The sequence below is a fragment of the Rathayibacter tanaceti genome, assembly GCF_001634385.1.
In the GTDB taxonomy this organism is placed as follows: domain Bacteria; phylum Actinomycetota; class Actinomycetes; order Actinomycetales; family Microbacteriaceae; genus Rathayibacter; species Rathayibacter tanaceti.
In genome coordinates this window covers 13,911-29,288 of the sequence record NZ_LIIN01000002.1, presented here as the reverse complement: position 1 = coordinate 29,288, position 15,378 = coordinate 13,911, and the positions used below count along the sequence as shown (strand labels likewise).

The following is a 15,378-nucleotide window of genomic DNA, read 5'->3' as shown; positions in this document are numbered from 1 at the left end:
GGGTGAGTCACGTGTCGATCAGCCTGCCCATGCCGCGCATGCCCCGCGCCTCGGGGCGTCTGCGCGACGTCCCCGTCGACGGCACCAAACGCGTCCTCCTCGCCGCCCCGCGCGGATACTGCGCCGGAGTCGACCGCGCGGTCGTCGCCGTCGAGAAGGCGATCGAGCACTACGGTGCCCCCGTCTACGTCCGCAAGCAGATCGTCCACAACGTGCACGTCGTCTCGACGCTCGAGAGCCAGGGTGCGATCTTCGTCGACGAAGTCGACGAGGTGCCGGAGGGCTCGCACGTCGTCTTCAGCGCCCACGGTGTCTCGCCGGCGGTCGTTCAGGGCGCGGCCGCTCGCAACCTCCAGGCGATCGATGCGACCTGCCCGCTCGTGACCAAGGTGCACCGCGAGGCCGTGCGCTTCGCGCGCGACGACTTCGAGATCCTCCTCATCGGCCACGAGGGCCACGAGGAGGTCGAGGGCACCGCGGGTGAGGCGCCCGATCACGTCACCCTCGTCAACAGCCCCGACGACGTGCCGAACATCGTGGTCAAGGACCCGGACAAGGTCGTCTGGCTCTCGCAGACCACGCTCTCGGTCGACGAGACAATGGAGACGGTTCGCCGCCTCCGCGAGCGCTTCCCCAACCTGCAGGACCCGCCGAGCGACGACATCTGCTACGCCACGCAGAACCGCCAGGTCGCGATCAAGAAGGTCGCCGCCGGTGCCGAGCTGGTCATCGTGGTGGGCTCCGCGAACTCGTCCAACTCGGTGCGCCTCGTCGAGGTCGCACTGGAGTACGGCGCGAAGGCGGCCTACCGGGTGGACTACGCGAGCGAGATCAAGCAGGAGTGGCTCGACGGGATCCGTACTGTCGGCGTCACCAGTGGTGCCTCGGTTCCCGAGGTGCTCGTGCAGGAGGTTCTGGACGACCTCGCCGCCGCCGGCTACGGCGACGTGGAGGAGGTCAAGACCGCCGAGGAGGACCTGATGTTCTCGCTCCCCAAGGAGCTGCGCAAGGACGTCGCTGGCAAGCGCGATGCGCGCGGGGTCGGCGGGCGGATCAGCGCCGGCGCCTAGAGCGTCAGCCCCGGTTTACGCACGAGGCCGCCCTCCCTCGGGAGTGGCGGCCTCTTCCGTCAGCGGGGATTTAGACGTCCGTGGCCGCGCCACTCTGCGACGACGACAGGCGCGTGACGTAGTCCGCGAAGGTCGGATCGCCCAGGATGGCGATCGCCGCGACGATCAGCGAGAGCAGCACCGTCGCCACGATGCCGAAGATCGGCACGAGCACCGCGCGCTTGCCCGCGCGCAGGCGCCGGATCGAGATCCACACCGCGAAGGCGACGATCAGCGACTGCGCGAGCGCCACGACGATGCCGAGGATCCGCGCGAGCTCGGGTGACGCGTAGGTCCCGATGCCCTGGGTGCGATAGAGCTCCTGCAGCGTCGTCGCGAAGCTCGACGGATCGAGCAGCGTCGGCACGGCGAAGAAGACGCCGAGCGCGAGCAGCACGATCGTGAGCAAGCGGTCGACCGGATGCGCGACCACCGGCTCGGCAGGCGCGGTCGCGGGACGCGGATCGCTCTCGGAGCCGCGCGGATCGGGGACGACCACCGCGTCCTCCGGCGGCCGCCACGACCAGCCGGGCGGGGCGTACTCGCCGTACTGCGGCTCCGGACGCCCGGCGCCCGGCTGATCGTGTGCGTTCGTCACGGAGCGGTGCCCTACTTCCCGGAGTTCCCGGCCGAGCCGAGCTGGCGGGTCGCCTCGGCGACGCGCGCGGCCATCGCGGTCTCGGCGATCTTGCCCCAGGCGCGCGGGTCGTAAATCTTCTTGTTGCCGACCTCGCCGTCGACCTTGAGGAAGCCGTCGTAGTTCTTGAGCACGGTGTCGGCGATGGAACGGCTGAAGGCGTACTGCGTGTCGGTGTCGATGTTCATCTTCACCACTCCGTTGCGCACCGCCTCGGCGATCTCCTCGTCCGTCGAACCGGAGCCGCCGTGGAAGACAAGGTCGAGCGGAAGCGCATCGGTGCCGTACTTCTTCTGCAGGCCGTCCTGGATCTCGCGGAGCAACTCGGGACGCAGGCGCACGTTGCCCGGCTTGTAGACCCCGTGCACGTTGCCGAAGGTGAGGGCCGCCATGTAGCGCCCCTGCTCGCCGAAGCCGAGGGCCTCGACGGTCGCGATCGCGTCGTCGAGCGTGGTGTAGAGGTGCTCGTTGATGTCGTGCGAGACACCGTCCTCCTCGCCGCCCACGACGCCGATCTCGACCTCGAGGATGGCGTTGATGTTCTTCACGCGGGGGAGGATCTCCTTCGCGATGGCGAGGTTCTCGTCGAGCGGCACCGCGGAGCCGTCCCACATGTGCGACTGGAACAGCGGCTCGCGGCCGGCCTTGACCTCCTCCTCGGAGGCGGTGATCAGCGGGTACACGAAGCCCTCGAGCGCATTCTGCGGGCAGTGGTCGGTGTGCAGCGCGACGGTGACCGGGTAGTTCTTGGCGACCTCGGTGGCGAACTTCGCGAAGGCGATCGCGCCGGCCGCGCGGTTCTTCACGGTGTGACCGGCGAAGTAGTCGGCGCCTCCGGTCGTGACCTGGATGATGCCGTCCGAGCCCGCCTCCGTGAGGCCCTGCAGAACGGCGTTGACGGTCTGCGACGACGAGACGTTGAACGCCGGGTAGGCGAATCCGCCCGCCTTCGCCTTATCGAGCATCTCTGCGTACTGGTCCGGGGTAGCGACGGGCATGGCATCTCCTTTGACGGATGAACGGGAGGGGTCGGGCGGGGCCCGCGTCGCCGTCGAGTCTAGCGAGGCGGGCTGCGCCCTCTCCCCGGGCCCTCGGGCGCGCTGGGCTAGGCTTCGAAGGGGATGGGGATCCGCTCCGCGGGTCCTGCGACGACGTGCACGAACTCGACGACGAAGGACTCCGCTCAGTGACCGACAATGCTCCAGTGATCGACAACGACTCGCTCTACCTCCACCCCGACCGCAACCTTGGCATGGAGCTCGTCCGCGCCACCGAGGCCGCTGCGATCCGCGCCGTGCCGTTCATCGGCAAGGGCGACAAGAACGCCGCCGACGGAGCAGCCGTCGACGCGATGCGCACCTTCCTCGGCACCGTGAACTTCGACGGGGTCGTCGTGATCGGCGAGGGCGAGAAGGACAACGCGCCCATGCTCTTCAACGGCGAGCACGTCGGCAACGGCTCCGGCCCGGCCGCGGACATCGCGGTCGACCCCATCGACGGCACCTCGCTCACCGCCGCCGGACGGCAGAACGCGCTCTCGATGATCGCCGTCGCCGACCGCGGCGCGATGTTCGACCCCTCCGCCGTGTTCTACATGGAGAAGATCGTCACGGGCCCCGAGGCGTCGGCATCATCGACATCGAGCGCCCGATCGGCGAGAACATCCGCGCCCTGGCCCGCGCCAAGCGCAAGCCCGTCGAGGAGATGCGGATCGCGGTCCTCGACCGGCCGCGCCACGCTCAGCTGATCGAGGACATCCGCGCGGCCGGCGCCGGCACCCGGCTCCTGCTCGACGGCGACGTCGCGGGCGGGATCAACGCCGCCCGGCACGACTCGCGCCTGGACATGTGCGTCGGCACCGGAGGGACGCCGGAGGGGATCATCACGGCGTGCGCCATCCGCGCGCTCGGCGGAGTGATCCAGGGGATCCTCCGCCCGAAGGACGACGACGAGCGCCAGCGCGCGATCGACGCCGGCCACGACCTCGACCGCGTCCTGCACGCCAACGACCTCGTCCGCAGCGACAACACCTACTTCGTCGCCACCGGAGTCACGAACGGCGGCCTCGTCAAGGGTGTGCGCAAGGAGGGGCACGTCATCACGACGGAGTCGATCGTCCTCCGCTCGCGCTCGGGCACCATCCGCCGCGTCACCGCTCAGCACCTCGCCGAGAAGTGGGTCTGAGTCCCGCCAGGACTCCGCCCGACGACCAGCAGGACATCGGCGACCGGACGCCGCCGCGCCCTGGCCGGTCGGGCCTCCGGCTCAGGCCGAGCGCTCGCCCTCATCGGTGTCGGCGGTGAGCAGCTCGACGGCCGTGAGGCGGCGCGGCGACGAGGAGACGCCTCCGACGGGTGCGATGACCCGGGACTCGTCGATCGAGTCGAACTGGCGCGCCGTGACGAGCACGCGGCTCTCGAGCGAGCCGGCGAACGCGTTGTAGGAGTCGACCGTCTTCTCGAGTGAGCGGCGCAGCCCCTCGGCGTGATCGGCCAGTGTGCCCAGACGTGCGTAGAGGGTCCTGCCGAGGTCGAGCAGTCGCTTCGCATCGTCCGTCAGGACGTCCTGCTGCCAGGTGTAGGCGACGGTCTTGAGCACTGACCACAGGGTCACGGGGGAGGCGAGGGCCACGCGCTTGCGGAACGCGTACTCGAGCAGGCTCGGATCGGCGTCGAGGGCGCTCGCGAGGAGCGGCTCGCTCGGGATGAACGCGATGACGAACTCGGGGCTGGCGGGCAGCCCCGTCCAGTAGGAGCGGGCGGCGAGCGCGTCGACGTGTCCGCGGAGCGCGCGGACGTGTGCGCGCAGGAGGCCTGCGCGACGCGCCTCCTCGTCACCGCTCGCGCCGGCGGGGATCGCGCTCGCCTCGAGGTAGGCGTCGAAGGGGACCTTCGCGTCGACCGCGATCGCCTTGCCGCCCGGGAGGCGGACGACCATGTCTGCGCGCCCCCGGCCGGCCTCGCCCTCGAGGCCGAACTGCACATCGAAGTCGACCCGCTGGGTCAGCCCCGCCGCTTCGACGACGTTGCGCAGCTGCGTCTCTCCCCAGGCGCCGCGGCTCGTGTTCGAGCGCAGTGCCGAGGCGAGGGTCTCGGTGGTGGAGCGCAGCTGCTCGCCGGCGGCCCGCTGGCCCTCGAGCTGTTCGGTGATGGCGCCGAACTGCGCGGCGCGCTCGCGTTCGAGCCGGCCCACCGCCTCCTGCATGCCGCGCAGGCTCTCGGCGACCGGGGACAGGGTCTGCAGGATGCGCGCGTCGTGCCGCTCGCGCTCGGCCACGACGCGCAGCTGCTCCTGCAACTCGCGGATCTGGTCGCGCGCGGAGCCGAGGTGCTCGCGGTGCTGTTCGCGACCGCCTCGTGGCGCGCCTCGAGCCCGTCGGCGCGGGCCTGCGCCGTCGCGAGCTCGAGGGCGAGAGCGGCATCGGGGTGCGCGAGCGGGCGAGGAGCGCGGCGACGGCTCCGGCCAGGAGCGCGCCGATCACGAGGCCGAGGATGAAGCTGAGTTCCATGCCGCCGATGAGACCATGCACCTCCGACATCGTCTGACCGACGCGCCACGGCCACCGAACGAGGGACACGGGCGGTCCCCCGGGGCTAATAGGCTTCGCGACCATGGGGAATCACCGCCGACCATCGCGCCTGCTCACCGCCGCGCTCGCCCTCGCCGTCGGACTCGGCACTGCCGTCGTCCCGTTCACCGCCGCCTCCGCCGCCGAGGACGCCGTGCCGCCGTCGACCACCTCGGTCGAGACGGGCGCCGTCGACGCCTCCCTCGACCGGGCCGATCTCGGCACTCCCGATCTCTCCGTCCAGGCGTACGACGCCGACGAGACGAAGAGCTTCCGCGCCGGCTTCATCATTAGCGACGCGAACTTCTTCGACGCGGACGCGCTCAGCGCGAGCGATGTGCAGAAGCTGCTCGACGATAAGGGCAGGAGCTGCACGGGCTCGAACGCCGGCGTCCCCTGTCTCCGCGCTTTCAGCCAGGCGACACCGAGCCGACCCGCCGACGCGATGTGCGCGGCGTACTCCGGCAGAGCACTCGAGTCGGCGGCCTCGATCTTCGCCGGAGTTGGTGAGGCCTGCGGTATCAACCCGCTGGTGCTCGTCGTCCTCGTGCAGAAGGAGCGGAGCCTCGTCACCGACACCACGCCCACCGCCGCCGACTACGCGAAGGCGACCGGCTACAACTGCCCGGACACCGCCGCATGCGATCCCGGCTCCGCCGGCTTCTTCACGCAGGTCTACAGCGCCGCCCGACAGTTCAAGCGCTACGCCAACCCGCCCGGCTCCGGCGCGAACTTCACGGCCTACGCGCCAGGGACGACGCCGAACATCCAGTACCACCCGAACACGGCTTGCGGATCCTCAGCCGTGACGATCCGCAACCAGGCCACCGCCGATCTCTACTACTACACGCCCTACCAGCCCAACGACTACGCCCTCACCGGGCGCGGCGACGCGAACTGCGCGACCTACGGCAACATCAACTTCTGGTACCTCTTCAGCGATTGGAACCCCGCCGGCACCCTCGCGAACGCGGGGATCGCCCCCGTCGGCCGTGTCGACACCCCGCGGATCTCGGGCGGCACGCTGACCGCGTCCGGCTGGAGTGTCGATCCGACGACGCAGCGGGCCGCGCTGAGCACGACGGTCACCGTCACTGCTCCCGACGGCACGAAGACGGTCCGCACCCCGACCGCGAACGGCGACCGCGGCGACATCCCGCGCGACTACCCGGCCGCCGGCCGGGCGCACGGCTTCGCGGCGACCGTCCCGGTCTCGGCGGCCGGCACCTACCAGGTCTGCGTCAGCGCGGCCTCCGTCGAGTGGAACCGCTGGACCGGCACCGGCGACTCGCGCGGACCCGGCTCGAAGGACCTCGGCTGCTCGAGCGTGAGCACCACCGCCGGGATCGACGTGGCCCGACTCGCCGGGACCGACCGGCAGGGCACCGCCGTCGAGATCTCGAAGGCGGTCTTCGGCCCCCGTGTGCCGGTCGTCTACATCGCCACCGGTGGGAACTTCCCCGACGCGCTCAGCGCCGCGCCCGCCGCAGCCAAGCAGGGCGGCCCGCTCCTGCTCGTCGACCGCGACTCCATGTCGCAGCCGGTCCGCGATGAGCTCACCCGGCTCGCGCCCGCGAAGATCGTGGTCGTCGGCTCCTCGCTCAGCGTCGGCGACGGCCTGCTGAACCAGCTGAAGTCCTACTCTCTGCAGGTGCAGCGCATCGGCGGGAAGGACCGCTACGACACGTCGAAGCAGATCATCCAGTACGCCTTCTCGGGAGGCTCGTCCCGCGCCTGGCTCGCGACCGGCGAGAAGTTCCCCGACGCTCTCGGTGCGAGCGCGGCAGCGGGTGCCGTCGACGCTCCCGTGATCCTGGTGAACGGCGGCCTCGCCAGCGCCGACTCGACCACACGAGCGATCGTCTCGGGCCTCAAGGTCCAGAACCTCACCATCGCGGGCAGCGCGTTGTCGGTGAGCGACGGGATCAAGGACTCGCTTCCGGCGCCGAGCGTCACGCGGATCGGGGGCGTCGACCGCTACGACACGTCGGAGCAGCTCAACCGCGCGGCGTTCGCGAGCGCGAAGACCGTGTTCCTGGCCACGGGCGAGAACTTCCCCGACGCGCTGGCCGGAGCCACGGCCGCGGGCTACTCGAGCAGCCCGCTCTTCGCGGTGCCGCCGACCTGCGTGCCTCGGGCAGTGCTCGCCGACATCGCCACGTCCGGGGCGACGAGGGTCGTCCTGCTGGGCGGGCCGACGACCCTCTCGGACGACGTCGCACGCCTCACGCCCTGCGGCTGATCGACGACCACCGCGCCACTAGCGTGAGGGGATGACCCCGACCGCACCGCCCCCGAGCGTCCGTCGCCGCCGGGGCGGTGCGGTCGTCGTCGCGGCCCTGGTGGCGCTCCTCATCGGCGGAGGAGCCGACGGAACGCAGCGCGCACCGATGGGGGAGCTCTCGAGCGTGCGCCTGTGGACGTTCCTCGCGCCCGGTCCTGTCGCCGCCGACTTCGACCCGGGGGACATCGTCTCGGACGAGGTCTTCTTCGACGGGGACGCGTTCGGCCCGCTGACCATTCAGGCGTTCCTGAACGCCCGTGTGCCGCTCTGCGAGGGCGACGGGGTGCCCTGCCTCCGCGACTACGCCGAGGATGTCGCGCCCCTTGAGGCGGACGAGGAGTGCGCTGCGGCTCCCGGCGGCCGGCGGCTCCCGGCGGCCGAGATCATCGCGACGATCGCCTCCGCCTGCGGGGTGAACCCTGCCGTTCTGCTCACGCTGCTGCAGAAGGAGCAGTCGCTCGTCACCGATCCCGCGCCGAGCGAGCGCCAGTTCCGCAGCGCCACCGGGTACGGCTGCCCCGACACCGCCGACTGCGACAGCGGCTCCTACGGTTTCGCGGCGCAGGTGTACGGCGCCGCCTGGCAGTTCCAGCGCTATCGCGACCCGGACAGCAGCTTCGACTGGTACCCGGTCGGAGCGACGAGCCAGATCCGCTATGCACCGGACGAGACGTGCGGCACGGCTCCCGTGCGCATCGAGAACGCCGCCACGGCGGGGCTCTACTACTACACGCCGTACCAGCCGAACGCGGCTGCGCTCGAGAACCTCTACGGCGAGGGCGACACCTGCTCGGCCTACGGGAACCGCAACTTCTGGCGCATCTTCAGCACCTGGTTCGGCGACCCTCGGGCCGGTGCCGCAGGGTCCTAGACCGCGACCGGGGCCTTCGGGCGCAGACGCTTCATTGTGACACCGGCCAGCTCGCCCAGCTCGGCCAGGCCGGTCGCGCCGTGCCGCTGCGCGGCGTGCACGACGATCGCGGCGCACGCTTCGGCGTCGGCCGACGCGTCGTGGTGGCGGAAGTCCTCGAAGCCGGCGGCCATCGCCACGGCGGGCAGGCGATAGGAGTCGAGCTCGTAGGTCTTGCGGGCGAGCTGGAGCGAGCAGAAGTAGTCGTACTCGGGGTGCTCGAGCGCGGTCGCGGCGCAGGCGGCACGGATGACGCCCATGTCGAAGCCGGCGTTGTGCGCGACGAAGACGTCGTCGCCGGCGAAGGCGGCGAGGTCGGTGAACTGCTCGGCCCAGCCCGGTGCCGCATGCACGTCGGTCTTGCGGATGCCGTGGATCCGCGTGTTCCACTCGAGGAAGTCGTCGAAGCCGAGCGGCGGGCGGATGAGCCAGCCGGCGCGGTCGACGACCCGCCCGTCGCGGACCTTCACGAGCCCGACCGAGCAGGCGGAGGCTCCGTGCGAGTTGGCGGTCTCGAAGTCGATGGCGGTGAAGTCGATGGGCACGCTCCACCCTCTCACGCACCTCCGACGCCGCCCGCAGCGGCACGCGGCGGCCGCCCGGCCCGCCCGCGCCACGCCGTAGGATGGATGCCCGTGGCTCTCACTCTCGCAATCGTCGGTCTCCCCAACGTCGGCAAGTCGACGCTCTTCAACGCGCTGACCAAGAACACGGTCCTCGCGGCGAACTACCCGTTCGCGACGATCGAGCCGAACGTCGGAGTCGTGAACCTGCCCGACTCGCGCCTCGAGGTGCTCGCCGGGATCTTCGGCTCCGAGCGCATCCTCCCGGCCCCCGTCTCCTTCGTCGACATCGCCGGCATCGTGCGCGGCGCCTCCGAGGGCGAAGGCCTGGGCAACAAGTTCCTGGCGAACATCCGTGAGGCCGATGCGATCGCGCAGGTCATCCGCGGCTTCGAGGACTCGGATGTCGTGCACGTCGACGGCAAGGTCGACGCCGCGAGCGACATGGAGACGATCAACACCGAGCTGGTCCTCGCCGATCTGCAGACCCTCGAGAAGGCCGAGGCCCGCTACGAGAAGGAGCTGAAGGGGAAGAAGATCGAGCCGATCGTGGTCGAGACCGCGAAGAAGGCGCGCGAGTTCCTCGACTCCGGCAAGCCGCTCTCGGCGTCGCCGCTCGACCTCGAGCCGATCCGCGAGCTGGGCCTGCTGACGGCCAAGCCCTTCATCTACGTCTTCAACGTCGACGAGGCGGTCTTGACCGACGAGTCGCGCAAGGCCGAGCTGGCGGCGCTTGTCGCACCGGCACAGGCGATCTTCCTCGACGCGAAGATCGAGTCGGAGCTGATCGACCTCGACGAGGCGGACGCCGCCGAGATGCTCGAGTCGACGGGCCAGACGGAGTCGGGCCTGAACCAGCTCGCCCGCATCGGCTTCGACACGCTGGGCCTGCAGACGTACCTCACGGCGGGCCCGAAGGAGACGCGCGCCTGGACCATCGGGAAGGGCTGGACCGCTCCGCAGGCCGCGGGCGTCATCCACACCGACTTCCAGAAGGGCTTCATCAAGGCCGAGATCATCTCGTTCGACGACCTCGTCGAGACCGGCTCCATCGCGGAGGCGCGCGCGAAGGGCAAGGCCCGGATCGAGGGCAAGGACTACGTGATGCAGGACGGGGACGTGGTGGAGTTCCGCTTCAACGTGTGAGACGGCTCCGACTCGTCGGAATTCGGCTCGCGGGGATCGGCCGATCCGGCGAGCCGGAGCGAGAGGCCGTCCCGTCCGGCACCGACATGCGCGCGATCGTCGAGTCGGCCTTCTCGGGGGTACGGCGCGCATCGGCTCGACGCGGAGAACGAGAGCATCCGAGATGGGCCCGTCAGTAAACAAGGCCGCGGCGCTCCAGGTGGTGAGCGACGGAGCGGCTCGAGAGAGGGTCGCACCTTTCCTTCGGCACGATCGTCCTGAGTGGAGGTCCGTCGCAAGGACGAGACGGTGACGACGAGAGAACCGAAGAGTCTGAGGGCCGGCAGCCGATCAGGCGACGACCTGGATATCGCGAAGTACCGAAGAATCCTGTCAGCTAGACTCTGGTCCCTCTCACGGGTCATTCCTCGTGCATTCTTCATGCACGGCCATCCTCTCTGTGCGTTTCGGTGGTGGTGGTGGGCCTGGAGAACCCCGGGGCGTCGATGGCTCTGCGGATCCGAGCGGCAGAGCAGTTGTCACCGTGCAGAGAGTGATCTCTGCAGCTCACGCCAGCGTGACGGTCCTCCGCGCTCGCGACGCCTCAAGTACCGCTCGGCTCAGCGCAGAGAACATGTCAAAGCGCACAGCCAGTTCTGCCGTATCCGCACCTGTCCGAGAGTGTTCGCCGGGCTGACGTATCAATCCACTCAGGAACCGCGCTTTCTTGAGTTGATGGCGAGACAACTCTCAGCCGAAGCGCGGTTGCGTCGACCTCGGCCGGAATACAGTGGCGCTGGAAGACCCCGAAATTCACCATCACGAAAGAAGATGACATGAACAATGCGGGCATTTTTGCGATCGACCTCGACCGCATCGAGGTGGTCGAGGTGGTCAACGGCTTGGACGACCGTGCCCTCGGAGTTTCGGCCTCCGACACGTGGCTTTGAACGCCCTCGTTCTCGTCCACGTGCAGCTCCACCTGCTAAGAGAACACATCGACTGACTGATTCGCGGCCTGCGATCGAGTCGATGGTCGCAGGCCCCTCCCGCTCTTTTAGCGTCGGGCCGCGCATCCGCTTCGGGGCGCTGCGACGCGAAGATGATCGAGAGCTCGGTGACGACCAGCTTCACGAAGTATGCGCCGTCCTCCTGGAAGGAGATTGCAATATCGACAGATCGGGAATACCGGGATGTCACGTCGGGCGTTGCGCGACTGGCGAAGGGGATGGCGAAGTGGAGTGTCCGCCGCTGGCGCCTCTGGGAGTGCATACGCGTCCGTTTAAGAGCGAAGAGACCCAGTATGGGGGAGTGCAATGCTATCGCGCAGCCATGAGGGAGTTCAGCGGCTCTTCCGCCAGAGTGACCCTCACGCTGGACGCCCATAGGGCCATGGACGCGCGCACGAAACATCTCCTCGGCGCGTCGGCAAGAGCCAACTTCTATGGACGAGTTGCGGAGATGGCGAATCCCTGTGGAACCGCGAATGATGACAAAGAAAGACGACTGTCCACTCCTGCACTGCACAGCGCCCCGTCCGTCCGTGCCGGTCGTGACCATGATGAATCGCATCGTCGCGAACCCTGGTCCAGATGCTTTCGAGCACTGGACCCGCGTCTCCTAGGCGCAACGGTCAAGGACGTGCTGGCGACCGAGCATGTGACGATACGCGCAGCGTACCTCGGCTCGATCATTCACCCCACAGGCAACAGGCCGGGGCTCGCCCGAGAGGCGGAGAGGTCAGTGCGCCGGGCGGTCCTTGATCTCGTGGAGGGACGACGTCGAGCTTCACGCCGAGATCAGGCCGAGTGATCCGGCCGCGATCCCGCGGATCAAGGACATGGAAAGGACGAGTCAGGAACCGTATATGTACGACAGGTCGCGCTTCAGCACTCCCAAGGCGAAGATCGTGATGGGTGCCGTCAACGTCGCGGTCCCAGTCGCGCTCTACTATTTGGCCCGCGCTCTCGGCGCGAATGAGGTCGTGGGGCTGATGACGGGAGTCGCCTGGTCTCTCGTCTCCGCGGCGTACGTGTTCGCGATCACCCGGCGGATCAGTGCAAGTTCCGGGGCCGTCGGTTTCCTCCTCCTGCTCAGTGTCATCACCGCGTTGGTCACGCGGGATGCCTCGTCGGTCCTCGTCGCCTCCGGCATCGTTCCCGCTGGCATCGGTCTGCTCATGATCGTGTCTGCCTTCGTCGGACGACCTGTGATCCAGAGCCTGATCGCTCCGGCCATGGATGCTGCTGCGAGGAATGAACGAGTCACTGCCACGTGGATGTGGAACAACGAACCGACTTACCGGCGCACCATGATCGTGTCCACGGCTCTGTGGGGATTCCTGGTCCTCGCCGAGGCGATCGCCGGTATAGTCTTGGCCATGAGCCTGCCGGTCGATGAAGTGGTGGCCATCCGACCAGTGGTCGCCACTCTGATCGTCGGCGTAGCTGGTCTCTGCCAGTACCTGTACATACGCCACCTGAAGAAGTCTGTGCCCGAAGAACGACGTGAGGGGTAGGAGCGCTCAGTGAACCATCCGCGGCATGGAATGACGTGCAAGGCAAGGTGCTGAAGTTCGGAGTCTCGTTCCTGCCGGATCTCGATCCTGGTCTACGGTCACCGCTGCACTACTACCGTGACCTCAGAGCGTTATTCATAAGGTCTGATATGCGCGTGTCGTTGTAAAGACATCAACTTCTCGCGCGAGAGAATGGAGGTGCCTACACGCGCCATTTCTGAAGCGAGCAGTCGTTGCTCTATGGCTTTACCACAGGTGTCAGCTCTGGGCAGGTGACGGAGTTGGTGGGTCGGATATTCCAGATCCTGGCTCGACGTTCTTCGTTGCCGGGACGCCCGGCCCTTGTGAACCCGCGGGAGCAGATGATAACGGGAAAATCATCGCCACCGGCTACCGCGGACACCTCACCGAACTCCCCGCCATCATCCGCACCATCACGAACCTCGAGCCCTACCGACTCGGCCCGAAAACAGCCTTATGAATGCCACTCAAAGGCTACATCGAACTGGAAATGATTACCCCATCCGAAAGAATCCCGACAGCTACGTGCTTGAATGGGAACACGAATTCAACAATGACGTGAACTTGATCCGGTGCCAGATCGAACAAGCGATTGCCCACCTCAAGAACTGGCGCTTACTCCACACGGTCCGCCGGCGACCGTTCTCCACCTTCACCCGAACACTCTCCGCGGTCGTAGCACTTCATTTCTTCACACAAGCCGCGTGAATCAGCCCCCTACGGCCGACACCCGTTGAGTCGACTGGAGTTCCGTTCCACCGTGTGACGCTCGGCCCTTCGCACCGAGCTCGGCCACGCCGCGATCCACTGATCCGGGCTCGTTCCCGCAGGCCGGAGCAGGCAGGCGTCGACCGAGCCGAGGCGCCGCGAACTCGCCGGAGTGGACCGGCGGCGGCGGCGGCCGTCCCGTCACGACGGTGACCCGAGTGCCTTCGGTGAGAGAAGGCCGCTGCGTCCCCGGGAACGGGACCGGGAGGATGAGAGACTGGGCGCATGGAGCACACGGTGCCGCTGATCCTCACCACCCGTCGCCTCGACATCACACGCTTCGACAGCGGCGATCTCGACGATCGTCTCGCGTACCAATCGCGGGAGGACGTCGCCCGTTACCTCTACCGCGAGCCGCTCAGCAGGGAGGCCTGCGCGGCGGGCATCGAGCGGGCCGTCGCGACCACGACGCTCGAGGCCGAGGGAGACACCCTGATTTTCGCGATCCGGGTGCGCGGGGAGCGTCGGGTCGTCGGGGAGGTCGTCCTCACCCTGTCGGATCGTCGGGCCTCGCAGCTCGAGATCGGCTGGGTCTTCAACCCGGAGGACGCGGGCAGAGGCTACGCCACCGAAGCCGCGCGGGCGATCGCCGAGCTCGCCTTCTCGGAGTACGGCGCGCATCGGCTGTTCGCCCGGCTCGACACCGAGAACGAGCGCTCGGTGCTGCTGTGCCGACGTCTGGGATTCCGGCGCGAGGCGCACCTGGTCGAGAACGATCGACGCCTGTCGGGGGCGTGGGGGAGCGAGTTCGTCTACGCGGCGCTCGAGGAGGACCTCATCCGCGACGACGCACCGTGGCGATAACCTACGAGGCCTCCGCGACCGATGTCGCCCGAGTCCGGCTCACGCCGTCGCCGATCGGGGAGGCCGTCTTCAGCCTGCGGGCACTGACGCGGCCGGGGGCCGCGTCGCAGTTCGGCCCGTTCCTGGAGCACGCGCGTGGGCGCCTGAAGGGCGTCGACCTGCGAGTGCTCCGCTCCCTCGTGCCCAGCACCGGGTACGTGCCGGACGTCCTCACACCCAGCCCGCGGTTCGCGCCCTCGTTCCGGACACAGCTGGAGGAGGTGCGGGCCACGCCCGCGGAAGAGTTCGCAGCCCAAGTCGACTGGATGGAGCGGGATCCGGGGACCACGAGGGAGTGGAAAGCGCGGACAGCGACGGCCCGGACTTTCGCGGTGCAGCACCCCGAACAGGCGCTGCCGGTGGTCGCCGACCAGCTCGAGTCGTACTGGCGCGCCGTGCTCGAACCGATCTGGGGGCGCCTCGACCACTCCCTCAGCCACGACATCCGCGACCGGACCCTGCTCGCGGAGCGCGGCGGAACAGCAGCGATGCTCTCCTCGGTCAACGAGCGGGTGAGCTGGGACGGCACGACGCTGAGCGTGCGCAGCACCTACGACTTCTCCACCACCATGGGCGGCGCCGGGATCGCCTTCGTGCCCAGCGTCTTCTCGCAGTCGGAGGTGCTCACCATGCTGCCCCCGCTGGAGCCGATGCTGGTGTATCCGCGGACGCTCGCGAGGGACTTCTGGAGCGAGGAGCCCGAGGATCCCGACCCGCTGAGCAACCTGCTGGGGCGGGTCAGGGCGACGATCCTGCACTCTGTCCGCAGCCCTGTGACCACGGGAGCCCTCGCGTCGATCGCGGGAGTCACTCCGGGGGCCGTCAGCCAACACATCGCCGTGCTGCGCGACTGCGGCCTGGTGACGACCGACCGCCGCGGCCGCAACTCCGTGCATTCGCTGACGCGCGCAGGAGAGGACCTCCTCGGCGCCTCCGCCGCTCCCGTCTTCTCGCGGCGCATCCTTTAGCTCCGCTCAACGGTTCGTCGATTCGCGGCCGCCGTCCCTAACCTCATCGAGGTCCCGCCCGACG

Annotated in this window: 11 protein-coding genes and 1 pseudogene; 8 read left to right on the top strand and 4 right to left on the bottom strand. The window is 68.7% G+C overall.

Going from position 1 to position 15,378, the window contains the following annotated elements:
* Positions 1–29 precede the first annotated feature (29 nt).
* Positions 30–1,070 carry a 4-hydroxy-3-methylbut-2-enyl diphosphate reductase gene (locus ACH61_RS00440; RefSeq protein ID WP_068207295.1) on the top strand — a complete coding sequence of 347 codons (1,041 nt, stop codon included), beginning with the start codon at positions 30–32 and terminating at the stop codon, positions 1,068–1,070.
* 70 nt (positions 1,071–1,140) lie between these two features.
* On the opposite strand, the gene ACH61_RS00435 is transcribed toward ACH61_RS00440, so the two are convergent.
* Positions 1,141–1,707 (bottom strand): DUF6264 family protein, encoded by a 567-nt coding sequence (locus ACH61_RS00435; RefSeq protein WP_068207208.1) that lies wholly within the window; start codon positions 1,705–1,707, stop codon positions 1,141–1,143.
* Between the two features lie 11 nt (positions 1,708–1,718).
* On the bottom strand, positions 1,719–2,744 hold the full coding sequence (gene fbaA, locus ACH61_RS00430) for a class II fructose-bisphosphate aldolase (RefSeq protein ID WP_068207206.1): 1,026 nt from the start codon (positions 2,742–2,744) through the stop codon (positions 1,719–1,721).
* 254 nt (positions 2,745–2,998) lie between these two features.
* Here fbaA and glpX point away from each other — a divergent pair.
* A pseudogene (glpX, locus tag ACH61_RS00425) lies at positions 2,999–3,930 on the top strand (class II fructose-bisphosphatase).
* Positions 3,931–4,011: 81 nt separating this feature from the next.
* On the opposite strand, the gene ACH61_RS00420 reads toward glpX, so the two are convergent.
* Positions 4,012–5,043, bottom strand: a complete 1,032-nt coding sequence (locus ACH61_RS00420) for a DNA recombination protein RmuC (protein WP_236713471.1) — start codon at positions 5,041–5,043, stop codon at positions 4,012–4,014.
* 314 nt (positions 5,044–5,357) lie between these two features.
* Here ACH61_RS00420 and ACH61_RS00415 point away from each other — a divergent pair, with 314 nt between their 5' ends.
* On the top strand, positions 5,358–7,556 hold the full coding sequence (locus ACH61_RS00415) for a cell wall-binding repeat-containing protein (RefSeq protein WP_068207204.1): 2,199 nt from the start codon (positions 5,358–5,360) through the stop codon (positions 7,554–7,556).
* 31 nt (positions 7,557–7,587) lie between these two features.
* Positions 7,588–8,469 (top strand): hypothetical protein, encoded by an 882-nt coding sequence (locus ACH61_RS00410; RefSeq protein ID WP_068207200.1) that lies wholly within the window; start codon positions 7,588–7,590, stop codon positions 8,467–8,469.
* Here ACH61_RS00410 and ACH61_RS00405 read toward each other — a convergent pair.
* Positions 8,466–9,053 (bottom strand): 3'-5' exonuclease, encoded by a 588-nt coding sequence (locus ACH61_RS00405; protein ID WP_068207198.1) that lies wholly within the window; start codon positions 9,051–9,053, stop codon positions 8,466–8,468. The two genes, ACH61_RS00410 and ACH61_RS00405, sit on opposite strands and share 4 nt — an antisense overlap.
* Positions 9,054–9,143: 90 nt before the next feature.
* Between ACH61_RS00405 and ychF the strand changes: the two genes are divergently transcribed.
* From ychF to ACH61_RS00385, 4 genes are all read left to right on the top strand, one after another.
* Positions 9,144–10,217 (top strand): redox-regulated ATPase YchF, encoded by a 1,074-nt coding sequence (ychF, locus tag ACH61_RS00400; RefSeq protein WP_068207292.1) that lies wholly within the window; start codon positions 9,144–9,146, stop codon positions 10,215–10,217.
* A gap of 1,846 nt (positions 10,218–12,063) precedes the next feature.
* Positions 12,064–12,714 (top strand): VC0807 family protein, encoded by a 651-nt coding sequence (locus ACH61_RS00395; protein WP_132504071.1) that lies wholly within the window; start codon positions 12,064–12,066, stop codon positions 12,712–12,714.
* A 1,014-nt stretch (positions 12,715–13,728) separates the two neighbouring features.
* Positions 13,729–14,307, top strand: coding sequence for a GNAT family N-acetyltransferase (locus tag ACH61_RS00390; RefSeq protein WP_068207192.1), 579 nt, complete (start codon positions 13,729–13,731; stop codon positions 14,305–14,307).
* On the top strand, positions 14,298–15,314 hold the full coding sequence (locus ACH61_RS00385; RefSeq protein WP_082844895.1) for an ArsR/SmtB family transcription factor: 1,017 nt from the start codon (positions 14,298–14,300) through the stop codon (positions 15,312–15,314). The genes ACH61_RS00390 and ACH61_RS00385 overlap by 10 nt, the downstream gene beginning before the upstream one ends.
* The last annotated feature ends 64 nt before the right edge of the window (positions 15,315–15,378 follow it).

What these genes read in the sequence shown, in the direction of transcription:
- ACH61_RS00440 (WP_068207295.1), top strand. Translation starts at nt 30, where the DNA reads ATGCCGCGCATGCCCCGCGCCTCGGGGCGTCTGCGCGACGTCCCCGTC.
- fbaA (WP_068207206.1), bottom strand. Translation starts at nt 2,744, where the DNA reads ATGCCCGTCGCTACCCCGGACCAGTACGCAGAGATGCTCGATAAGGCG.
- ACH61_RS00415 (WP_068207204.1), top strand. Translation starts at nt 5,358, where the DNA reads ATGGGGAATCACCGCCGACCATCGCGCCTGCTCACCGCCGCGCTCGCC.
- ACH61_RS00410 (WP_068207200.1), top strand. Translation starts at nt 7,588, where the DNA reads ATGACCCCGACCGCACCGCCCCCGAGCGTCCGTCGCCGCCGGGGCGGT.
- ACH61_RS00395 (WP_132504071.1), top strand. Translation starts at nt 12,064, where the DNA reads ATGTACGACAGGTCGCGCTTCAGCACTCCCAAGGCGAAGATCGTGATG.
- ACH61_RS00390 (WP_068207192.1), top strand. Translation starts at nt 13,729, where the DNA reads ATGGAGCACACGGTGCCGCTGATCCTCACCACCCGTCGCCTCGACATC.